This window comes from Streptomyces adelaidensis (genome assembly GCF_016598475.1).
In the GTDB taxonomy this organism is placed as follows: Bacteria; Actinomycetota; Actinomycetes; order Streptomycetales; family Streptomycetaceae; genus Streptomyces; species Streptomyces adelaidensis.
Genome location: NZ_JAEMUX010000013.1, coordinates 103679 through 125857 on the forward strand (window position 1 = coordinate 103679; position 22179 = coordinate 125857).

18 protein-coding genes and 1 pseudogene are annotated in these 22179 nt (G+C 72.1%); 12 read left to right on the forward strand and 7 right to left on the reverse strand.

From position 1 onward, the window contains the following. Positions 1 to 35: 35 nt before the first annotated feature. The 6 genes from I8N67_RS10565 to I8N67_RS10590 all read left to right on the forward strand — a co-directional run bounded on the left by I8N67_RS10565 (position 36) and on the right by I8N67_RS10590 (position 8453). A complete protein-coding gene (locus I8N67_RS10565) occupies positions 36 to 3617 on the forward strand; it encodes an ATP-binding protein (RefSeq protein ID WP_200302474.1) in 3582 nt (1193 codons plus the stop codon). A 286-nt stretch (positions 3618 to 3903) separates the two neighbouring features. Then, entirely contained in the window at positions 3904 to 4209 is a 306-nt protein-coding gene (locus I8N67_RS10570) for a tetratricopeptide repeat protein (RefSeq protein ID WP_200302475.1), read from the forward strand. A gap of 497 nt (positions 4210 to 4706) precedes the next feature. Beyond that, on the forward strand, positions 4707 to 5399 hold the full coding sequence (locus I8N67_RS10575; RefSeq protein ID WP_234045433.1) for a TetR/AcrR family transcriptional regulator C-terminal domain-containing protein: 693 nt from the start codon (positions 4707 to 4709) through the stop codon (positions 5397 to 5399). Between the two features lie 223 nt (positions 5400 to 5622). Then, positions 5623 to 6612: an NAD(P)-dependent alcohol dehydrogenase gene (locus I8N67_RS10580; protein ID WP_200302477.1), complete on the forward strand. Its 990-nt coding sequence runs from the start codon at positions 5623 to 5625 to the stop codon at positions 6610 to 6612. Between the two features lie 385 nt (positions 6613 to 6997). Next, the gene (locus tag I8N67_RS10585; RefSeq protein WP_200302478.1) at positions 6998 to 7363 is read left to right on the forward strand and encodes a DUF6479 family protein; all 366 of its coding nucleotides are present in this window, start codon (positions 6998 to 7000) and stop codon (positions 7361 to 7363) included. Positions 7364 to 7463: 100 nt separating this feature from the next. Next, positions 7464 to 8453, forward strand: coding sequence for an SDR family oxidoreductase (locus tag I8N67_RS10590; protein ID WP_200302479.1), 990 nt, complete (start codon positions 7464 to 7466; stop codon positions 8451 to 8453). Positions 8454 to 8823: 370 nt separating this feature from the next. Here I8N67_RS10590 and I8N67_RS44175 read toward each other — a convergent pair whose 3' ends face one another. Further along, complete coding sequence (locus I8N67_RS44175; protein ID WP_307835201.1) at positions 8824 to 9039, reverse strand: hypothetical protein; 216 nt, start codon at positions 9037 to 9039, stop codon at positions 8824 to 8826. Positions 9040 to 9123: 84 nt separating this feature from the next. Here I8N67_RS44175 and I8N67_RS10600 point away from each other — a divergent pair, with 84 nt between their 5' ends. Beyond that, complete coding sequence (locus I8N67_RS10600) at positions 9124 to 9615, forward strand: DUF5709 domain-containing protein (protein ID WP_200302481.1); 492 nt, start codon at positions 9124 to 9126, stop codon at positions 9613 to 9615. Here I8N67_RS10600 and I8N67_RS10605 read toward each other — a convergent pair. Continuing rightward, positions 9616 to 10457 (reverse strand): annotated as a pseudogene (locus tag I8N67_RS10605) (XdhC family protein); the annotation flags it as partial. A 221-nt stretch (positions 10458 to 10678) separates the two neighbouring features. On the opposite strand from I8N67_RS10605, the gene I8N67_RS10610 reads away from it, so the two are divergent. Continuing rightward, on the forward strand, positions 10679 to 11332 hold the full coding sequence (locus tag I8N67_RS10610) for a TetR/AcrR family transcriptional regulator (RefSeq protein ID WP_200302482.1): 654 nt from the start codon (positions 10679 to 10681) through the stop codon (positions 11330 to 11332). A gap of 171 nt (positions 11333 to 11503) precedes the next feature. Further along, the gene (gene pknB / locus I8N67_RS10615; protein ID WP_200302483.1) at positions 11504 to 13543 is read left to right on the forward strand and encodes a Stk1 family PASTA domain-containing Ser/Thr kinase; all 2040 of its coding nucleotides are present in this window, start codon (positions 11504 to 11506) and stop codon (positions 13541 to 13543) included. A 15-nt stretch (positions 13544 to 13558) separates the two neighbouring features. Here pknB and I8N67_RS10620 read toward each other — a convergent pair whose 3' ends face one another. Both I8N67_RS10620 and I8N67_RS10625 read right to left on the reverse strand, forming a co-directional pair. Next, positions 13559 to 14392, reverse strand: coding sequence for an LmeA family phospholipid-binding protein (locus I8N67_RS10620; protein ID WP_200302484.1), 834 nt, complete (start codon positions 14390 to 14392; stop codon positions 13559 to 13561). Positions 14393 to 14474: 82 nt separating this feature from the next. Beyond that, the gene (locus I8N67_RS10625; RefSeq protein ID WP_200302485.1) at positions 14475 to 15116 is read right to left on the reverse strand and encodes a TetR/AcrR family transcriptional regulator; all 642 of its coding nucleotides are present in this window, start codon (positions 15114 to 15116) and stop codon (positions 14475 to 14477) included. Positions 15117 to 15329: 213 nt separating this feature from the next. Here I8N67_RS10625 and I8N67_RS10630 point away from each other — a divergent pair, with 213 nt between their 5' ends. After that, a complete protein-coding gene (locus tag I8N67_RS10630) occupies positions 15330 to 17009 on the forward strand; it encodes an MFS transporter (RefSeq protein ID WP_200302486.1) in 1680 nt (559 codons plus the stop codon). 75 nt (positions 17010 to 17084) lie between these two features. Here I8N67_RS10630 and I8N67_RS10635 read toward each other — a convergent pair whose 3' ends face one another. Beyond that, positions 17085 to 17813 carry a TetR/AcrR family transcriptional regulator gene (locus tag I8N67_RS10635; RefSeq protein ID WP_200302487.1) on the reverse strand — a complete coding sequence of 243 codons (729 nt, stop codon included), beginning with the start codon at positions 17811 to 17813 and terminating at the stop codon, positions 17085 to 17087. 78 nt (positions 17814 to 17891) lie between these two features. Next, positions 17892 to 18821, reverse strand: a complete 930-nt coding sequence (locus tag I8N67_RS10640) for a LysR family transcriptional regulator (RefSeq protein WP_200302489.1) — start codon at positions 18819 to 18821, stop codon at positions 17892 to 17894. Between the two features lie 70 nt (positions 18822 to 18891). On the opposite strand from I8N67_RS10640, the gene I8N67_RS10645 reads away from it, so the two are divergent. Together I8N67_RS10645 and I8N67_RS10650 are read left to right on the forward strand one after the other, a co-directional pair. Beyond that, entirely contained in the window at positions 18892 to 19860 is a 969-nt protein-coding gene (locus I8N67_RS10645) for a cyclase family protein (protein WP_234045435.1), read from the forward strand. A 9-nt stretch (positions 19861 to 19869) separates the two neighbouring features. Then, entirely contained in the window at positions 19870 to 20346 is a 477-nt protein-coding gene (locus I8N67_RS10650) for a GNAT family N-acetyltransferase (RefSeq protein ID WP_200302493.1), read from the forward strand. Here I8N67_RS10650 and kstD read toward each other — a convergent pair. Continuing rightward, the gene (kstD, locus tag I8N67_RS10655) at positions 20343 to 22142 is read right to left on the reverse strand and encodes a 3-oxosteroid 1-dehydrogenase (RefSeq protein ID WP_200302501.1); all 1800 of its coding nucleotides are present in this window, start codon (positions 22140 to 22142) and stop codon (positions 20343 to 20345) included. The two genes, I8N67_RS10650 and kstD, sit on opposite strands and share 4 nt — an antisense overlap. Between the last annotated feature and the right edge of the window lie 37 nt (positions 22143 to 22179).

A 22179-nucleotide genomic window follows, 5' to 3' on the forward strand; every position in this document is an offset into this window, starting at 1 on the left:
CCCAAGGTGGGGGACTTGAGACTCGGGGGAGCGCGGTGACGGTTGAGTTCGATGTGCTCGGCAGTGTCGAGGCGCGTGTGGACGGCCGAATCGTGGATCTGGGGCATGCCCGGCAGCGGTGTGTGCTGGCAGTGCTGCTGGTGGACGCCAACCGGGTGGTCTCGGTGGACCAACTCGTCGAGCGCGTCTGGGCCGACCGTCCTCCGCAGCGGGTCCGGAACACCCTCTACGGGTACCTCTCCCGTCTGCGGCAAGCCCTGGCCGTCGCGGAGGGGGCGGATATCGTCCGGCGATCCGGTGGCTATGTCCTCGACGTCGAGGCGACCGCGGTGGATCTGCACCGTTTCCATGACGTCACCGCACGCGCCCGCGCGGCCGCGCGCAGCGAGCGGGACGAGCAGGCCGAAGCCCTGTTCGGGCAGGCACTCGGCCTCTGGCGGGGTGATGCCTTCGCGGGTCTGGACACCCCTTGGATCAACGCACTCCGCGACGCCGTGGGCCAGGAACGGATCGCGGCCGAACTGGACCACACCGACGTTCGGCTCCGCTGCGGTCACCACAACGGACTGCCGGCCGAATTATCCGCCCGGGTCGAGACCCACCCACTGGACGAACGACTGGCCGGCCAGTTCATCCTCGCCCTGTACCGCGGTGGCCGCCCGGCCGATGCCCTCAGCCACTACGAGCGCACCCGGCTCCTGCTGGCCGAAGAACTCGGCTGCGACCCCACCCTCCCGCTGCGGCGACTGCACCAGCGGATCCTCGCCGCCGATCCCGCTCTGAACGTCCCGGCCGCCGGCCCCGCGGCCGGGCGCGCCACGGGATCCGCCCCTGACCTCCCGCCGCGCCCGTCACCCATGTCCCCGCCGGTGCCCACCGGGTGGGACGGCGGAGCCCCGCCCGGTCCGCCGACATCGCGGCGGCGCTGGACGGGGAGTCAGCTGGTCGGGCGGGCGGCGGAGTTGACGGTCCTCGACGGTGCGATCGAGGATGCCCTGGCCGGTGCGCCAGGGGTGGTCGAGGTGGTCGGGGAACCGGGTATCGGAAAGACCCGGCTGCTCGGCGAACTGGGCGAGCGCGCGAGACAGCGCGGCTTCGTGTCCTTGGCCGGACGCAGTGCGGAGTTCGACCGGGCTCCGTACGGTGCGTTCGTGGACGCCCTGGACGACCACCTCGGCACGGTGGACTTCCGCCGGCTCCGCCATGACGGATCACCGCCCGGCGCGTTCGCCCTGCTGAGTACGGTCTTCCCGGCACTCAGTGATCGTTTCCCGACCGGGCCGGATCCGGTGACGGTCGAACGGTACTGGTTCCACCGGGCGGTGCGAACGTTGCTGGAGACGCTGAGTGCCGACGGCGGGCTCGTGATCAGCCTGGACGACCTGCAGTGGACGGACGACGGTACCGCCGAGCTGATCGACCATCTGGTGCGGCATCCGCCGAGGACACCGCTGCTGCTCGCCCTCGCCTACCGTCCCAGGCAGGCCCCGCCACGTCTGGCCGCGGCACTGGCCCGGGCGGGAACGGAGGGAAGGGTGGCCAGGGTCGAGCTGGGTCCGCTGTCTCCGGCCGAGGGAGCGGAGTTGTGCGGGGCCAGGACGGATCACTGGCGTTTCCAACGGCTGTACGAGGCCGGCGGCGGCAACCCGTTCTACCTGGAGGCGCTGACCAGAAGCGCCGGCGACGAAAGCCCGCCGGTGGCCCCGGCCGTCTCGGCATCTGTCGTCGGCGATCTGCCGCGATCGGTGCGTGCCGCACTGCTGGAGGAGCTGGGAGGTCTGTCGGCCACCGCGAGGGTCTGTACACAGGCGGCCGCGGTGCTCGGCGACTCGTTCGAAGCGGACATGGTGGCGGTCGTGGCTCAAACCGGTCAGGCGCAGGCCCTTGCCGCCCTGGACGAGGTGGCGGAGCGGGACCTCGTACGTCAGATCGGCTCCACGCGCCAGTTCCGGTTCCGGCATCCGCTGGTGCGGGCAGCGGTGTACCAGGGGGCGGGCGCCGGTTGGCGGATCGAGGCGCATACCCGTGCCGCGGACGGCCTGGCGCTGCACGGCGCACCGCTGACCGCCCAGGCGTCGCACGTGGAGCGTTCGGCGCGCGTGGGGGACGAGCATGCCGTGGACGTCCTCGTACGGGCCGCCCGTCAGGTGATGACGATCGCACCGGCCACCGCCGCGCATTGGACACAGGAAGCCTTGCGGCTGCTCGGCGAGCAGAGTCGGCTGCGGCCCGAACTCTGGCTCCAGCAGGCCAATGCGCTGGGCATGGCCGGGCGGCTGCTGGAAAGCCGCGACATCCTGCGCACGGCCGCCACCCTCCTGCCCGCGCGAGCAAGCGGCCGGCGGGCCCAGCTGACCGCCCTGCGAGCCACCATGGAGTGGGCGCTCGGCCGGTACGAGGAGGCCATGGTTCTGCTGCTCCGGGAGCTGGCGGACCACGAGGGCCAACTGCGGCCCGAGACCGCCACTTTGGAGTTGGGTGTCGCGGTGGTCGCGCTTCGTACGAACGACTTCTCCACGGCCATCGACTGGGGCGAACGCGCGTTGCACTCCGCGGAACGCCTCGGCGACCCGCCGCAGACCACCGCGGTCCGCGCTCTCCTGGCCCTGGCCCATACCTTCGCGGGCGACACCCGGGCGGCCGACTACCTCGACCCCGTGGTGGAAGTGCTCGACGACACCGACGACCAGCAACTGGCCGGGCAGATGGACACGCTCGTCATGACGGGCTGGACGGAGATGCTCCACGGACGCTACGAACCCGCGCTGCGCCATCTGAGCCGAGGCCTGGAGGTGTCCCGCCGCACCGGCCAGAGCCTTGTGCTCGCCGATCTCTTCGCCGCCTCCGCCTACGCCTACCTGTGGCTCGGACGCCTGGACGAGGCGGCGACCTACGCCGACGACGCCCTGGAGGCGGCGTCACTCGTCGGCAGCGGCGAGCCGCGCTCGTTGGCCGAGGTGGTGAGCGCGGCAGTGCTGCTGTGGCGGGGAGACTTCGCCGGAGCACTGAAGATCTGTGAGGAGTCACTCTCCACGGCCGGCCCCGCACTGGGCGCGCACCGGTCGGCGATGGTGGGGATGCTCGGCCAGACGCTGCTGCTCAACGGCGATCCGCAGGGCTGTGTCAGCAAGGTGCTCGAAGCGGGCGGCGGCCCGCACCTGCTCGGGTTCGAAGCCCCGGTCCGCCCGATGTGGTTCCGGCTGCTCGTTGTCGCTGAACTGGCCCTGGGAGACGTGACAGCTGCCGAGATGTGGGCCGACCGTGCCGGCGCCGCCGCGGCCTCAGACCTGCCGCCCGGCCGGGGTTTCGCGTTGCTGGCCCGCGCCGAGGCGCAGATGGCCCGGCAGAACCCGGCGGCAAGTCCCACCGCGTGCCGGGCCGCTGCCGAGTTTCGCGCGGCCCGGATGCCCCTCAACGAGGCCATGGCCCGCCTGACGGCCGGTACCGCACTGGCTGCCTCCGGCCACCGGGCCGAAGCACTCGCCGAGCTGGAAGAGATGAAGTCCCTGGCCGTTGCGTGCGGGGCCCTCGCCGTCTCCGAACTGGCTGATCAGGAACACCACCGGATCGCCGCGGAAACCCGCCCTCCGACGACCGGTACGACCCCCGGGAGCTGAAGTTCCCCAACGCCGCCCTTCAGGGGGCGGCGGTCGCCCCGTCGGCAGGGGGCGACCGGCATGCCGGGCGGGGGCCGGGAGTCGCCGCGGTGGAGGGTGCAGATCCGGTCCAGCCGTACTGACCTGGCCGCTTCCTACCTTGGGAACCACGGCGCAGCACATGCTGGGCCCCACGCCTGAAGGAGAAGACATGGTCATCAGAACCAGAACCAGAACCAGAACCAGAACCGGACGACGGCACCCGGCCCTCGTCCCCGCGACGCCGGCCGTGCTCACCGCGTGTCTCATGGCGCCCTCGACGGCCGCGAGTGCCGGGACGGGGCCGCAGATGGCGGAGCAGGTCGGCGCCGCCATGGTCAATAACGGCTTCGCGTTCTGGGCGGACGAGTCCGGTGCGACACCGGGGATCTCGTGGGTGCCTCTCGTGGGTGCCCTGGACGCCGCCCGGACCGCCGCCGCCCTCAGCGACGAGGACGGCGACAGCCACAGCCGCGCCACCGCTCAGCTCGCCCTCGGTGGGGTCCTGCTGACGGTCGGCCGCCGGGACGAGGCGGCCACGGCCTTCGAGGAGGCGCTGACACCCGGCCCGTAGGCGCGGGGCCCGCGACATCGAGGCGCGCTCCCTCCTCGGGCCGGCCTCCGTCTCCGTTCCCACCGATCGCCGGCGGGCCACCGCCGCACTCGATCTGGCCCGCCGCTCGGAATACCGCCTGGTGGAGAACGAGGCGCTGACCGTGCTCGCCCACTGCGGGCTGGAGTACGGGCAGCCGGTCGTCGCCGTCGAGTTCGGTCGCCGCCGCGACCGCCGACCCGGTGCCGTACTGGACGGAGGCCCTGGAGATCCTCGACGCCCTGGGTGCTCCCGAGGCCACGGCCTTGCGGCACCGGCTCGCCGGGCAAGAGCGATGTGCGGGGTCGCCACCGCGGAACGATGTCGATCAGGGTGTCGTCGCGTTCGGCGATCTCGCGCCTCAGGTCGACCAGGGCTTGCGATGACGAAGAACATGTCCTGATCCACGACGCTGTACCTTCGTCGACGGGAAGGCCGGTCGGCTCCGGGCCTCGCCCGCGGAAGAGGGGATGGTGGAGATGACCACACAGGCCGGCTCCGCCACGCGACCCCGCGCTCCCTTGAACAAGGAGCGGGTTCTGGCTGCCGCTGTCGCCCTCGCCGACGAAGGCGGAGTCGACGCGCTCAGCATGCGCAAGATCGCGCAGGTGCTCGGCGTCGTGCCCATGGCGCTGTACAAGCATGTGGCCAACAAGAACGAGCTGCTGGACGGCATGATCGACGTCCTCGTCGCTGAGATCGACCCGCCGGTCGGCGACACCGACTGGAAGACCGCCGTTCGCCGCCGGGTGCTGTCGGCCCGCCGCATGCTGCTGCGCCACCCGTGGGCGCCCGAGGTCATCGAGTCGCGGATCAAGGCCCGGACCACGCCGACGCCCGCGGTCATGGAGTACCTGGACTCGATGATCGGGATCTTTCGGGCCGGGGGGTTCTCGATCGACCTGGTCCATCACGCGATGCATGTCATGGGCAGCCGCCTGCTGGGTTTCTCCCAGGAGTTGTTCGAGGACACCTCTGACCGTGAGCCCGATCCGGACGCGATGCCGCCCGAGGAGATGGCCGCGCGCTACCCCCACATCACCGAACTGGCCATGGCGGTCGCTCACGACCAGGAGTCCGTGGTCGGGTCGGGCTGCGACGACCAGTTCGAGTTCGAGTTCGCTCTCGACCTGACGCTGGACGGCCTGGAGCGGCTCCACGGCACGGGCTGACCTTCGCCTGCGCCCTTCACCTGCGCCCTTCACCTGCGCCCTTCACCTTCGCCTGCGCCTTCACTTGACCTGCGCCTTCACTGACCTGCGCCTTCACTGACCTGCGCCTTCGTCATCGTTGTCACCGGGAACGGGCCGGCCCTTGACGGGTGTACGGCGTACACCTACCGTGCCATCAGGTAGGTGTACGCCGTACATCCGTACGAGGTATGGGGGAGAGTCGATGAAGGCGATCGTTCAGGAGCGGTTCGGCCCGCCGGACATTCTGCGGCTGGCGGACATCGACCGGCCCGAAGTCGGGGCCGACCAGGTGCTGGTGCGGGTGCGTGCCGCCGCGGTCAACCCCTACGACTGGCACATGATGCGCGGCGACCCGTTCGTAGCGCGGCTGATGGGGCCCGTGGGGCTGACCCGGCCGAAGTGCCGGGTGGCCGGGATCGACGCGGCCGGACAGGTGGAGGCGGTCGGCTCCGGCGTACGCGGGTTCAAGCCCGGCGACGAGGTGCTGGGCTTCTGTCCGGGCTCCTTCGCCGAGTTCGCGCGCACCACCGCGGATCTGCTGGTGCCCAAGCCCGCGAGTCTGACCTTCGAGCAGGCCGCGGCCGTACCGGTGGGGGCGGTGACCGCCCTGCGCGGCATCCGGACCGTGGGCCGGGTGAAGGCCGGACAGCGTGTGCTGGTCAACGGGGCCGCCGGTGGCGTGGGCACGTTCGCCGTGCAGATCGCCGCGGCCCTGGACGCGGAGGTCACCGGGGTCTGCGGCACCCGCAACGTCGACCTGGTGCGCTCACTGGGCGCCGCGCACGTCGTCGACTACACCCGGGACGACTTCACCGACCGGCGCACGCACTACGACGTGATCCTGGACAACGTGGGCAACCGCCCGCTGAGCCGGCTGCGCCAGGCGCTCACCCCGACAGGGATTCTGGTGGCCAACGGCGGCGGCTCGCCCGGCCATGTGTTCGGGGCGGTGGGCTCCCTGCTGCGGCTGATGGCGGTCAACGGGTTCGTCCGGCAGCAGCTCCGCCCGATCCTCCCGGCCGCCCCGGCCGGGCCGGCCCACGACGACCTGCTCGCCGTCACCGCGCTCATCGAGGCCGGCACGCTCACCCCGGTTGTCGACCGGACCTACTCCCTGGCCGACACGGCCGAGGGCGTGCGGCATGTGGAGCATGGCCACGCCCGGGGCAAGGCAGTGGTCACCGTGCCGTGAGCACGCGTGGCGGCGGTTCGAGCGCCTGTCGGCAGGCGGGCGTCCGGGGTGGGCGATCCGAGCGAACGCGGCCGGTGTCGGCGCACTCGCACTCGCACTCGCACTCGCACTCGCACTCGCACTCGCACTCGCACTCGCCCTCTCGGCGTGCAGGGCACCGATGGTGTCGGCCCGGCTCAACCACGGCAACGGGCCGCGTGCCGCACTCGGCGCGGTGCTGGGCAGTGTCGAGGGGATGCGTCGGCGCGCCGTACGGCTGATCACCAGCCGGGGACACGGGCGCGGGCACCGGCGTGGGCATGTGCCCGCATGAGGGCGAGGTCGACGTACCCGGGCGGCGCGCGGACGGAGTATTGACCGTGCCTCGCGCGGGTACCCGGCGGAAATGACCACGATCCGATACGAAGCGGCTGCGACGAATCCCGGCGGTGGGCTCGCGATCCTCATCGTCGGTCTGGTTGTCGCCGGTGGGCTCATCTGGGCGGTGCGGCTCGGCATGAAGGTGCGGCGCCGCGAGTCGAGAACCCCCCGGCGCGGTGAACATCCCACTGGGCCTGCGGACGGGCCGGTGCGCGAGACCCGGGAGATGCGGGAGCCGGACGAGGTGCCCAGGGCGGAGGACGGGAGCGAGCGGCTCACCCCGCACGACCTGCACGGATCCGGCAGCAGGCCGAGTCAGGACCAGAAACGCCCGCGCTGGGATCCCGGGTCCGGTGGGTCCTTCGGCAGCGGCGGGCCGGGCAGTACGTGAGGAGGTCCGGCCCGGGGAGGAGTGGGACGGGCGAGCCATCGCGATGGCTCGCCCGTCCGGGGTACCCGTCCGGCTCGGGGCAGACCTGAGGAGGCAGGACATGGGACTGAGGGATCACGTGGTGGTGGTGACCGGGGCGTCCAGCGGGATCGGGCGGGCCACGGCCGAGGCCTTCGCACGCAAGGGATGCGCCGTGGTGTTGGCGGCGCGCCGGGAGGAGGCTCTGGAGGCGGCCGCGCAGGAGTGCGACAAGCATCGCGGGGCGCGGACCTTGATCGTGCCGACCGACACGGCGGATGCCGGGGCGGTCGAGAATCTGGCGCGGCGTGCCGTGGAGGCTTTCGGCAGGATCGACGTCTGGGTCAACAACGCGGCCGTCAACGCGTTCGGCCTGTTCGAGGACGTGCCGCTGGAGGACTTCCGCAGGGTCCTGGACGTCAATGTGATGGGTTACGTGTACGGGGCCCGAGCGGCTCTGCGCGTGATGCGGGAGCAGGGTACGGGCACGCTGGTCAACATCTCGTCCGTCGCGGGCGCCGCCGCCCAGCCGTACAGCCACCCGTACAGCATGTCGAAGCACGCTGTCCAAGGGCTTGGATCGAGCCTGCGCCAGCAGCTACGGGTGGAGGGGGCGAAGGGCATTCGGGTGTGCACCGTGATGCCCGCGACCATCGACACCCCACACTTCGAGCAGGCGGCCAACTACACCGGGCGCAAGGTGGTCGCCATGCCTCCGGTGTACAGCCCCGAGCGGGTCGCCCGGGCCGTCGTCGATCTCGTCCATCACCCGCGTCGTGAAGTGGTGGTCGGGCCCGCGGGCAGCGCGCTCGTACGGCAGGCCCGGTGGACACCGGGGATCGCGGAGCGGGCGATGGCGCGGCAGGCGCACAGGACTCATCTGGCTCACGACGAGAGGGCTCCCGACACCCACGGAGCGCTGCACGTACCGGCTCCCGGGGAAGGGGCGGTGCACGGCGGCTGGGGCGGGCGGCGGCGCACCGCGATGCGCAGGACGGCCGTCGCCGCCGCGCTGGTGGGCGCGGCCGTCACCGCTGGACGGCGGATGAGCCGCAATCCGTTGGGCGCGTGAGTCGCGCGAGTCGCGTGAGCCACCGGCCGGCAACCACCGTCAGCCCGCCGCGTCAGCCCGCCGCTCGTCCCGCGCTGTGGGCCGGCGCCATTCCCGCACGGCCTCGATGACGAACCCGCTGCGTACTCGAGGGGGATTCCGGCCCACTCGCAGACGCCTCGGGTGAGAATCCGGCTCGCCTCGTCGAACAGCACGACCGCCGGGCGGCCCGGCCACGACTCCGCGGCCTCGTCCCACACCGAGACGACGCGCTCCACGACGCCGGCGACCGCCTCCGGCCCGGTGAGCAGGGAGAAGAGGAACAGGTCCTTGCGTACGCGGTGGGCCCTTCTGTCCAGGGTGTGTACCGCTCCGTGCCCGAACAGGGTGCTCAGCACCGGACCGGGAGCGCTGTACGGCGCTTCACATGCCCTTCGTCGTAGAAGGACCGCACCGCTTCCGGCCCGTGCAGGGCGACGGCGTGCTGTCCCATGACCCGGGCCCGCACCGCGGGCGCGGCGGTACGGCGTCGGCGGTCGGGCAGCCACGCGTATCCGTTGGCGAGTACGGCGAGTGAGCTGTCGATCAGTGCATCAAGCACCGGCATCAAGCACCGCGTACTCGGTACCCGGTACTCGGTACTTCCGAGGGGAAGCTCCTGAAGATCACCGAATCCACCGGGGAGGCGGACATGAGCGACGAGACGATGGCGGACGACGTCTATCAGCCCACCGGGAGCAACGAGGAGCAGGAGGACGCCGCCCCGCTGGATCTCCAGGACGCGGTGGACGAGCGGACCTACGACGACATGCTGGACGAGGGCTACTCCCCGCCGGAGAAGCCGCTCGGCGTCACCAAGGCGGGCACCACGGCGGCCGAGCAGCGTGAGGGGGAGTCCCTCGACGAAAGACTGCGGCAGGAGGTTCCCGACGTGCGGGAGCCGGCCGGGGACGGTATCGGCGACCTGCCCGGCGGCGAGGGCGAACCACGCGACCCCGAGGCCGGCACGGACCGCGCCGGCCGCCTGGTGGCGCCCGACGAGGGCGCGCACCCGGACACCACCAAGGAACTCGTCGCCGATGACCAGGGCATCGACGGCGGAGCGGCGGGTGCCGAGGAGGCAGCGGTCCACATCGTGCCGGACGACCAGCTGCCGCCACCGGCGGACGAGCGCGGGGAATGATCAGAACCGGCGACCGCGATGCGCGGCTTCAGGTGGCGGTTCGAGCGGCCTGTGAGGTGAGCGGGGCGTCGGGACCGGGCGGCGGTGGAGGGGGCCGGTGCCGTGGGAGAGGGGCAGGCCGGTGGCCTCGTGGCTGCGGGCGATGATCTCGGCGACGATGGAGATGGCTGTTTCCTCGGGTGCACTCCCCGATCGGCCCCGAGGCCGAGGCCGATCGGGGAGTGCAGGCGGGTGAGCTGCCGCTCGGACACGCCGGATCGGCGCAGCCGCCGATCGCGGTCCTCGTGGGTGCGGCGGGAGCCCATCGCGCCGACGTGGCCGACGGGGAGGCTCAGCGCCGGGCTCAGGAGGGGGATGTCGAATTCGGCGTCGTGGGTGAGGACGCGGATGGCGGTGCGGGCGTCCACCTCGGTGGCGGCCAGGTAGCGAGCGGTGGGGTCGGTCGACGACCACCTCGTCCGCGTGCGCGAAGCGGGCGGCGGTGGCGAAGACGGGCCGGGCGTCGCAGGCCGTGACCCGGTAGCCCAGGAAGGCCCCGGCCTGACTGAGGGCGGCGGCGAAGTCGACGGCGCCGAAGATCAGCATGAGGGGTGGGGCGGCGTGGGTGTGGACGAGGAGCGAGAGGTCGGCGGGGCAGGTCTCGGAATCCCGGCCCATGCCGATCCGCCGATGTCGATCCTGGCGGTGCGTCCCGCCCTCAGCAGCGCGCGGGCGGCCGCTCCACGACCCGCCCGGTCCTCGTGGTCGCCGCCCAGGGTGCCGTCGTACGCGGCGCTGTCCCCGTCACCGAGAAGGCTGAGGGTGCGGCCGAGGAGGTCCTCGGGGCCGTCGACGGGCGCTGCGCACTCGTCGTCGACACGCTCCTGCACGGCGCGGGGCCACCCCACTGAGCCGCGGCTCCCCGGGAGGGGGTCCGGGGGCCCCGGTTCCCTGGCGCAGTCCTCTCGTCCCTTGGTCCGTCGTGCCAAAATGGGCCTGACGTTCGTTCCGTTCGGCTGTGCTCCGTTTCGCCGTTACCCGTTCCGCCGTCCTCCGCCCGTACTGATCCTCCGAGGTTGTCTCCGTGACCAAATCCGTGGGCCGCGAGCCGTTGCGTCGTAATTCGCGGTCCAATCGGGCACGCATTCTGGCCACGGCCCGGGAGGAGTTGGGGCGGAACCCCGACGTCACGCTGGAGGAGCTGGCGCGGGCCGCCGGGGTCGTGCGGCGCACTCTCTTCGGGCACTTCCCAGGGCGGGCGGCGCTGCTGGAGGCCCTCGCCGAGGAGGCCTCCGAGACCCTGCGGAGCACGGTGGCGGCCGGGCCGAAGCCCACGGAGCCGGCCGAGCGGGCGCTGGCCCAGTTCGTGTTCACCATGTGGCCCGTGGGGGACCGTTACCGGATGCTTCTGGCGCTGGCCCGGCGGGACCTGGGGATCGAGCGGGTGGCCGCCGTGCTGGCGCCGGCCCGCGACGAGGTCACGGCCATCCTGGAGCGGGGCCAGTTGGACGGTGTCTTCCACTCCCATCTGCCGCCCGCCGTACTGAGCGCCGGGCTGGAGGCCATGCACGTCGCCCTCCTGGAGGCCGTCAACACCGGGGCGTGGGAGGACGACGGATCCCGGATCGCCGTGGCCACCCTCATCGGGGCCGGCGTGCCGGAGAAGCGGGCGAGTGCCGTGGCCGAGGAGGTCGCGGCGGCGATGCGTGCGACGGCGGCGGCGGCCGAGGACGCCTGAGTCGTCGTACGGCTGGCCCGCCGACCAAGGGTTCTGCCCGCTCGGCGGGGCTCGACCGCACCGGGTGCGTGAGCAGCCTCTCGTTCGGCGTGCCCTGGGCACGGAAGATAACTACCCGTCGATGTGCAATTATCTTGCTGCCCTGACTTCCGACCCGTGTGGAGAAGTGCAGTGAACCTCGGCGGCACAGACGACCCGACCTTCTTCCACCCGGTGGCGGTACTCGGCGACCGGTACGAGCTGCGGCTGCTGCTCGGCAGCGGTGGCATGGCCGAGGTGCATCTCGCGTACGACGTGCGGCTGGACCGTGGTGTCGCGGTGAAGACGTTGCGGGCCGATCTCGCGCGGGATCCGGCCTTCCAGGAGAGATTCCGGCGGGAGGCCCAGTCCACGGCGTCGCTCAACCACCCCGAGATCGCCGCCGTGTACGACACGGGCGACGGGATGGGATACGGCGGAGCCCCGCTGCCGTACCTCGTGATGGAGTACGTCGACGGGACGACCCTGAGCGAGGCCCTGTACTCGGGGCCGCGGCTGTCCGTCCCGCGCGCGTTGGAGCTGACGGCCGGCGTGCTGCGGGCGCTCGCCCACTCCCATCAGCACGGCATCGTGCACCGGGACATCAAGCCGGCCAACGTCATGCTCACGCAGGCCGGGCAGGTCAAGGTCATGGACTTCGGGATCGCCCGGGACGCGCGGGACGACGGGATGACCCAGACGTCGATCGTCATCGGGACCGCCCAGTACCTCTCGCCGGAACAGGCGCTGGGGCAGGACATCGACGCGCGGTCCGACCTGTACTCGGTGGGCTGTCTGCTCTATGAACTCCTCACCTACCGGCCGCCGTTCACCGGTGACTCGCCGATGGCGGTGATGTACCAGCACATCCAGGAGGAGCCGCAGCCGCCCGGCCTGTACAACCCCGAGATCGGGCCCGAGGTGGACGTGATCGTCCTGCGTGCCCTGGCGAAGGAGCGGGCGTACCGCTATCAGTCCGCCGAGGAGATGCTCGCCGATGTCGAGGCGTGCCTCGGGGCCGGGGCGACGGCGGTCACCCACCCGGCGGTCACCCACCCGGCAGTCACGCAGCAGGCAGCCGCCCACCCGCACGACGATGCCGGGGAAGAGGAGAAAAGGGGCGGCCGGCGGCGAGGGAACGTCGCGCTCGTCGTGGCCGGTGTCGCCGTCGTCGCCATGGCTGTCCTGGTCGGCTGGTTGATGCTCGGGGGCGGTGGGGCCGACGACGGCAGGACGGACGTACCGGAGTTGGTCGGGCAGAGCCTCGACGACGCGCGGGCGGCGGCGGACAACGTCGGCCTCACCGTCACCGTCGAGAAACGGGAGCCCTGTGACGCGCAGCCCAAGGGGTACGTGTGCGAGCAGACTCCGGTGGAGGGCCGACTCGCCAAGGGGGAGGCCGTGTCGGTGACCGTCTCGACGGGTGCGCCGAAGGTCGAGGTGCCGGACGTCACCGACAAGGACGAGGACGACGCCGTACGGATTCTTCAGGACAAGGGCTTCAAGGTGCGGACCCGGCAGGCGGAGTCCGGCACCGAGGACGCCGGCACCGTCCTCAAGCAGGACCCCGAGGGCGGCGAGCAGGCGGAGAAGGGCACCGAGATCACCCTCACGGTGGCCGAGCGGGCCGCGAGGTCCACGGTCCCCGACCTCACCGGCAGCACCTTGAGCGAGGCCCGGAAGCTGCTGGCCGAGCAGGATCTGAAGCTGGGCGGGACGACCGAGGTCGAGAGCGGCGCCGAGGCCGGGACCGTCGTCGGGCAGAGCGTCGCGGAGAGCGAGGAGATCGAGCCCGGCTCGTCCGTCGACGTCCGGATCGCCCAGGCCGTTCAGACCGTGCAGATCCCCGTCGACGTCGTCGGCCGCACCCTCGCCGAGGTCCAGGACGAACTGGGCGGACTCGGGCTGAGGGTCAGCGTCGCCTCCGGCTACTCCCAGGCGTCCGACTCCGTGGTCACCGCCGCGACCCCGGAGGCGGGCAGCGAGGTCGCGGCCGGCAGCACGGTGATCGTCGTGACCGAGGAGACGGGTGAGGAGTCCACGAGTGACGGCGGCGGGGACGGAGACGGGGCGTCCACGGGTGGCGATGACAGCGGCTCGGAAACGGATACGGACGCGGATACGGGTACAGGTACGGGTACTGGCGCCGGGGCGGAGGCGGAGGCGGGGACGGATGCCGGGGCCGGGCGGTGAGGAGTCCTCGACCGTTCAGGAACGGTGGAAGGTGACCGACTTGCCGGAGAAGTGGGCGGTGAGGCCGTTCGCGGTGGTGGTGACCGAGCGCAGATGCAGGCCGTCGGGGATGTTCCGTAGCTCGATCGGCTGCGCGAAGGCCTTGTCGAGGAGCTTCTCGCCGACGTCGGGCAGGGCGACGCGGCCCGCGACCTTGAAGTCCTTGAATGCGATGCGGTTGCCGGAGGCCACCGAGACGGCCGTAGTCGCGGTGACCTCGAAACCGAGGGGCGTCAGGACGCTCGCGCGGATCCGGTCCGCGCCGTAGCCCTGGGAGATCTCCATGCCGAGGGCGTTCGACATGTCCCGGTACGACAGCTGGGCGGTCGCCTCCGCCGAGCGGGCCCGGGCCTCGCTGTCGTCGTCCGACTTCGTCAACCCCTCCAGTTCCAGGGCGAGTTCGGTCACCGGCAGCGGGCGGTCGGAGCCGTCGGCGGGGATGTCGTGAGCGGTGATGTCCACCCGGTCCAGAGTGCCGGAGGCCGCCTGGGCCAGGACGGGGAAGCCGTGGACCTCCACCTTCGGGGGCAGGGGCGTGTCCATGCCCTCCTGGAACGCCTGCGCCGTACGTGACTCGATGCGCGCGGCCACGGCCCGGTCGACCGCGACCGGGGCGAGGACGAGGACGACCGCCGAGGCGGCGGCGATCGCGAGCGGCCGTCGGCGCCAACGGCGGGTGCGCCGGGGCGGTTGGTACGGCTCGTACGCCTGGCCGGTGCCGGTGCCGGTGCCGGTGCCGGTGTTGCTGCCGTAGTCGTAGTCGTGGCCGTACTCGTATACGTAGTCGTACTCGGGCTGGGAGCGGTGCATGAGTCCTCCTCCAGAGGGCTTCAAGGGCTTCAAGGGCTTCGGGTGCTTCGAGTTCTTCGGGGGCTTCGGTATCGCGGGAGTGTCAGAAGGGCCCGGTCCCGCGCAGGCGTCGGACCTTCGCCGAGGCCTCGTCGGGGGCGACGCCCGCGGCGATCAGGGCCGCGGTGGCCGCGCTGGTGCCGTCGTCGGACCAGATGCCGTTGTTGACGCAGTCGAGCAGGGTCAGCAGGTGGGCCTCGATGGCCCGGCTGAGGGGGGCGGGCGGGACGGTGGTCTGGAAGACGCCCTGCCGCTGACCGTGGGTGAGTATCCCGGTGACCAGGTCGCGGGCCGGGGCCAGCAGTTCGTTGACACGGTCGGGGCCGAGGTCCTGGCGGGCCAGCCGGATGAGGGTGCGGAAGCGGTCGCCGACCGGCCACACGGTGAGGACGAAGCCTGCCAGGTCGGTCGCGGCGTCGGGGGCCGGGGCGGGGGTGGCCATGACCGCCAGCCGGATCGCCTCCGCGGCCTCCGCGGCGAGGCCCTCGACGAGCGCGGCCCGGCCGGCGAAGTGGACGTAGACCGTGCGCCGGGCCACCCCGGCGGCTCCGGCGATGTCGGCGAGGCGGCTGTCGGGGTCGCGGGTCAGCTCTTGCCTGGCCGCCTCCAGGATCCGGGCGCGGGTGGCGCGCGCGTCACGGCGCTGCGCCGCGTACGGCGTCGTCGACGCGGGTCGGCTGGTCACATCGGCACCTCATGGATCAGAGAGCGGAGGTCGGGGAGTGGTGGCGCGGGGGAGCAGGGAGCGGGGAGCGGAGCTTGGACATCGGGGTTCGGGGGACCGGGGAGCGGAAGGGGCTCACCGCGATATTTGCACAGCGGTGGGCAATAAACTAGTCTGCACATCGGTGAGCAATTAAGTCGTCCCGCTCGCCCTACCGTCCTTTAGGAGCTTCCGATGCCCTTCCTCGCGAACACCCCCGTGGAGAAGATGACCGGGCCGTACGCGCGGCGCTGGTGGGCGCTGCTCGTGCTGTGCCTGAGCCTGCTGATCGTGGTCATGGCGAACACGTCACTGATCGTGGCGGCGCCGGACATGACGACCGACCTGGGCCTGAGCAGCAGTGATCTGCAATGGGTCGTCGACGGCTACACCGTCCCGTACGCCGCGCTGATGCTGGTGCTGGGCTCGATCGGCGACAAGTACAGCCGTCGCGGCGCGCTGATCGCGGGCCTGGTGATCTTCGCCGGTGGCTCGGTGATGGGCAGCCTGGTCGACGAGACCGCGCTGGTCATCGCGGCCCGGGCGGTCATGGGCGTCGGTGCCGCCGTGGTGATGCCGGCCACGCTGTCCCTGCTGGTGGCGTCCTTCCCGAGGGCCGAGCGGGCCAAGGCCATCACGGCCTGGACCGCGACCTCGGGCCTGGCCATCGCGCTCGGCCCGCTGGTCGCCGGCTGGCTGCTGGAGGACCACGCCTGGGGCTCGACCTTCCTGATCAACGTGCCCATCGCCGTCCTCGCCGTCGTCGGCGCGCTCGCCCTGGTGCCGCCGTCGAAGGCGGAGGGCATGGGCCGTATCGACTACGTCGGCGGTCTGCTGTCGATCGTCTCGGTCGGTTCACTGGTGTACGCGGCCATCGAGGGTCCGCACTTCGGCTGGGGCGTCGGCCCGGTCACCGCGGCCGTCGCCGCCGGCGTGGGTCTGGTCGCCTTCGTGGCCTGGGAGCTGCGCCACCCGCACCCGATGCTGAACGTGCGCAAGTTCGCCGAGCGCCCCTTCAGCGGCTCGATGCTCGCGGTGCTGTTCTTCTTCTTCGGCACCTTCGGCGCGATCTACTACTCCACCCAGTTCCTCCAGTTCGTCCTCGGCTACGACGCCCTGGACACAGGTGTACGGCTGCTGCCGCTGGCCGGTGCCGTCTTCGTGGGCGCCGCGGCGACCGGACGGCTGACCCCGAAGCTGGGCATGAAGGCCATGGTCACCACCGGCATGGTCATCGGCACCGCGGGGGTGTTCCTGCTCACCCAGGTCGACAAGGGCTCGACGTACGCCGACTTCCTGGCGCCGATGCTGCTGCTCGGCTTCGCGATCGGGCTGAGCGTCTCCCCGGCCACCGACACGATCATGGACTCCTTCCCGGAGTCGGAGCTGGGTGTCGGCGGCGGCGCCAACGACACCGCGCTGGAGCTGGGCGGTTCGCTGGGCATCGCCATCCTCGGCTCGCTGCTGGGCACCGCCTACCGGGACGAGCTGGCCGACCTGGTCGGCAACCGGCTCCCGGCCGCCGCGCTGGAGACCGCCCAGGACTCGGTCGGCGGAGGCCTGGCCGTCGCCCAGCGCATCGCGCAGGACCCCTCCGGCGGTCCGCAGCAGGCCCAGGCGGTCGTCGACGCCGTCAACCAGGCCTTCGCTCACGGCGTCGCCCAGGCCAGCCTCATCGGCGGGATCATCATGGCCGTCGGCACGGTGATCGTCCTGGCGGTCCTGCCGGGGCGCCGGGCGATGCGTGATGAGCGGGCGTCGGGTGCGGCGGAGGCGGGCCGCGAGGCCGAGCACGCCGAGTCCGCGAACGAGGAGTCCACGAACGGGGAGCCCACCACGAACGCGGAATCCGCGAACGCCAAGTCCGTCCGGTAACTCCTCCGGGAAGCCCGCCCGTTCCCCCCCCCCGTTCCTCCGTTCCCCCCGTTCCGCCCGTTCCGCCCGGTCTCGTCAGTCGTCGAGGCCGGGCAGCGGGCGTCGGGCCACCTCGTGGGCCTCGTCCGGTGGTACGCCCAGCATGCGGAGGATCAGCTCCGCGAGGTTCGCGGCGGTCTCGGCGCCGTCGAGGTCGGGGCGGGTGAACCGCAGCTCCACGAGGGAGAGCAGGGACCCGCCCATCGCGGCCAGGGTGACCGCCGGATCGGCGGGGAGGAAGCGGCCCGAGACGATGCCGGCCTGGAGATCCCGCAGAGCGCGCGGGGCGAGGCCCTTGTCGGAGTGGATGTGGCTGAGTCCGCGGTGGCGCAGGACCTGCATCAGCTCCGGGTGCGAGTCGACCATCAGGGCGCTGAAGCGGAAGCCGGCCGCGACGAGTTCCGCCGGGTCGCCGATCCCGGTCAGCCGCTCGTCGAAGGTCTGGCCGAACTCCTCCAGGGCGTCCACCACCGCCGCGTCGAACAGCTCCGCCTTCGACGTGAAGTGGTTGTAGAACGAGCCGAAGCCGACATCCGCGCGCTCGGCGATCGTCTGGATGCTGGCCCCGGTGTCACCGCTCTCGGCGATGATCTGCCGGGCCGCGCGCACGAGCGCCTGACGGGTCTCGGCGCGGCGCCGCTCGAAGCGGTTGCCGGGCTTGCTCGGCCCACTGGAGCCGCTGGAGTCGCTGGAGCCGCTGGAGCCACTGGAGTTATCGGTGTTACCGGAGTGGCTGGGCTTGTCGGGCGGGGTTGGCGTCAGCATGCGGCGAGTGTAGCTCCGTGGGCGAGATCGATCCCAGTTCTGATGAACCCATCACAACAGCGACTGCCGCCCGCCCCCTCAGGGCGCGGGCGTCAGCCCCAGGTTCAGAGCGGCCTCCCGGAGGGCCTCGACCAAGGCGGTGGTCCGGGGTTCCGGGCCGGAGCGGCCGGCTCTCCAGACCGCCGCGATACGGCGGTGGCCGGCCATCGGGACGGTGGGGAGGGCGACGGTGTCGGCCGGGGCGTCGGTGAGGGCGAGGGTGGGGACGACGGCGGCGCCGAGGCCGGCCCGGACCAGGGCCAGGACGGTCGGGAACTCCAGGCCGGTGTGGACGCGGCGCGGGGTGAAGCCGTACTGGGTGGAGATCCGTGCCAGGGCCCGGCCGCACGCCGTGTCGGGCGGGCCCGCGATCCACGGCCGGTCGGCGAGGTCCTTCACCGAGCGGGGCGCGGGCGACCACTCGGCCGGGGTGATCACCCGGTACTCGTCGTCGGCGACCGGCGCGGACGCCAGGTCCCGCCCCCGCCCCCGCTCGTCCGGATCGGGATCGTCGCTGTCGTACTCGACGACCAGCAGGTCGAGGCCACCGGTACGCAGTTCGCGCAGCGCCTGCGGGCCCTCCGCCTCCACCACCCTCGGTTCCAGACCGGGGTGGGTGCGGGCCAGTGCGTCCAGCGCCGGGACGAGCAGATGGCACACGGCGGAGGAGAACGCGGCGACCGTCACCGCCCCGGTCGAACGGCCGGTCAGCTCGGCGAGTTCACGGCGCGCCTCGGCCAGCTCCTGCTCGATCCGCTCGGCCCGCGCCGCCAGCAGCCGCCCCGCCGGGGTCAGCCCCGCCCGGCGCCGCGAACGGTCCACCAGCGGCTGACCGACCTCCCGCTCCAGCTGAGCGAGATGCTGGGACACGGCCGACGGGGTCAGATGCAGCACCTTCGCCGCGTCCACGACACCGCCGCGCAGCGCCACGGCACGCAGGACGCGCAGTCGGCGGGGGTCCAGTTCCATAAGCCGTACCGTAGTGCCGCTTCAGTAAATCTTGCTTGTGATGAAGTGACACCGCATGGAAGATCAGGACATGAGCGAGAACCACGACGATGAGCGGTGGCGGGTCCGGTTCGACGCCGAGGTGACCTTCGGCAACGGCGGCGACCTGCGGACCCGGGGCTTCATGCTGGACGTGCCGGACGCGGCGATCGGTGACGACGAGCTGGCCGAGCTGTTCGTCCGTCATCTCGGACTGCTCATGGTGGACGAGGTGCGCATCAGCGCCAGGGAGTCGGTGCGGGAGCCGCACAAGGGGTCACGGGGTACGACCAGCGGGTCCCGGGAGCGGGGGACAGGCGGGCGCCGCACCATCGACCTCAGCCACACCATCCGACACGGGATGACCACCTACCCCGGCCTCCCCGGCCCCGAGATCGGCGACCACCTCTCCCGGGACGCCTCGAAGGAGATCTACGCGCCCGGCACCGAGTTCGCCATCGGCCGTATCTCGATGGTCTCCAACACCGGCACCTACCTCGACAGCCCCTTCCACCGCTTCAGCGGCGGCCACGACCTCGCCGGGCTGCCGCTCGCCCGGCTCACCGACCTCGACGGCGTCGTCGTACGCGTCCAGGACGCCGACCGCCGGGCCGTGGACCGCCAGGCGCTGCTGCCGTACGACGTCACCGGCCGGGCGGTGCTGATCCACACCGGCTGGGCCCGGCACTGGGGCACCGACAGCTACGGCCACGGCCACCCCTACCTCACCGCCGACGCCGTCGCCTGGCTCGTCGAGCGGCGCGCCGCCCTCGTCGGCATGGACACCCTCAACATCGACGACACCGACGACGGCACCCGCCCCGCCCACACCGGCCTGCTGGCCGCCGGCATCCCGGTCGTGGAACACCTGCGCGGCCTGGAGCAACTGCCCCCACAGGGCTTCCGCTTCCACGCCGCACCACCGGCCGTCGAGGGCATGGGCACCTTCCCGGTACGGGCGTACGCGCTGCTCGACGACGAGGTGGGCGCGGACGATGCCCGAGCCACAGGCGATGCCTGAGCTGACGCCGTGACCGATCTCGACATCAAACGCCTGGACGGTGCGGCGGCCGGCGACGAGGAACTCGAAGCCTGGCGCCACGTCCACAACACGATCATCCCCACCCACCTCCTCTCCCTCGCCGACGTCCGCGAGCGAGCCGTCCGCAACCATCTGGAACTCGCGTACGCCGACGGCGTCCTGGTCGGCAACTCCACGGTCCGCCCGCCCGAGGGGGACACGGCGACGGCGACGGTCATCGCGCGCGTCCTCGCCGAACACCGGCGGCGGGGATTCGGCGAGCAGCTGTACGAGCGGGCGTTGCGGCGGGCGCGGGAACTGGACGCCCGGGTCATCGAGACGTGCGTACTGGAATCGAACGCGGACGGCCTGAGGTTCGCCCTCGAGCACGGCTTCGTGGAGACCGAGCGCTATCTGCTGGACGGCGACACGATCCCGTGGATCGACCTGCGGCTCGACGAGGCGGCGTCGACCGGGTCGCCCTAGAGCTTCCCGGCGAGGTCGAGCGCCGCCACGTACCCGAACGTCATCGCGGGCCCGATCGTCGACCCGGCCCCCGCGTAACTGCGGCCCATGACGGCGGCGCTGGCGTTGCCCGCCGCGTACAGGCCGGGGATCACCGTGCCGTCCGGGCGCAGGACGCGGGCGCGGGCGTCGGTGAGGAGGCCGCCCTTGGTGCCGAGGTCGCCCGGGACGATGCGCAGGGCGTAGTAGGGCGGCAGCCACAGGGGAGCCAGACAGGAGTTGGGGAGCACCGACGGGTCCGTGTAGTAGTGGTCGTACGCGCTGTCGCCGCGCCCGAAGTCGGTGTCGTCGCCGCTGCGGGCAAGGGAGTTGAAGCGGTCGACGGTGGCGCGCAGGGCGGCGGCCGGCACGCCGATCGCGGTGGCGAGCGCGTCCAGTGTCCACGCCTTGTGGACGACCCCGGCGTCGTACCACGCGTCGGGGAACGGGAACGTCGGCGCGAGGTCCTTGAAGAGGTACCGGTTACGGTAGTTCTGGTCGACGATCAGCCAGGCGGGGATGTGCCCGGCGGACGGGGTGTCGCGCTCGTACATCGTGTGGACGACATCGCTGTACGGCCCCGCCTCGTTGACGAACCGGGCGCCCGCCCCGTTGACCAACAACCCACCGGGCAGTGTGCGTTCGGCGAGACAGAACCAGGGCTGGTCGGGGGTGGGTATGGCCGGCCCCCACCAGGCGTCGTCCATCAGCCCCACGTCCGCGCCCACCCGTTGCCCGGCGCGGATCCCGTCCCCCGTGTTCTCCTTCGCCCCTACCGTCCACCGCGTCCCGACGGGCTGCTCCTGGTACTGCTCCCGCATGGCCGCGTTGTGCTCGAAGCCGCCGGAGCCGACGACGACCCCGCGGCGGGCGCGGACGAGGCCGGGGGCGCCGTCCCGGGTGACGACCGCTCCTGTCACGGCCCCGTTCTCCAAGTACAGCTCCGTCAAAGGGGTGTTGAGCCACACGGGTACACCGGCGCCGAGCAGCCCGGCCCGCAGTCCGCCCGCCAGCGCCTGCCCCATGGTGAGGGGCTTCTGCCCCAGCAGCGCCGCCCGCGTCCCGCGTGCGAGGCACTCCGTGGCGACGGCCAGCCCCTTGGCGCTCACCGCGGTCAGCGCCAGCCACTTGTAGTCGGCGCTGAAGACCACCATGCCGGCCGGCACGGCCAGATACGCCGGATTCAGCCGCGCCAGCTCATCGCCCAGCACGTTCCCGTCCAGCTGGTCCGGCTCGATGGACCGTCCGTTCGGCAGCCCGCCCGGCAGCTCCGGGTAGTAGTCGCTGTACCCCTCCATCCACCGGAACCGCAGCGGGCTGTTCGCCATGACGAGCGACAGCATGGCGGGCCCGTGGTCGAGAAACGCCTTCTGCCGGTCGGCGGGCACGTCGTCCCCGACCACGGCCGCGAGATAGGTGGCCGCCTTGGCCGGCGTGTCCGGCACCCCGGCCGCCTTGATCACACTGTTGTTCGGCAGCCAGATCCCGGCCCCCGACCGCGCCGCCGACCCCCCGAACGTCGGCGCCTTCTCCACGACGACACAGCTCAGCCCCTGCTTCGCCGCGGTCAGCGCGGCGGTCATCCCCGCCGCACCGGAGCCGACGACGACCACGTCGTACGTACCGAGCGACGCCGGCGCGGCAGCGGCGGCCGCCGTCCCCGCGAGCCCACCGGCCGCGACCCCGGCACCCGCCCCCGCCGCGACCCTGAGTACCCGCCGCCGCGAGGGCCCCGCCTGCACCGTCGTACGTCTCTCAGGATCCGCGCTCTTGGACATGCGGGACGCTCCAGCCTCGCGAAGGGACGGATGGCCG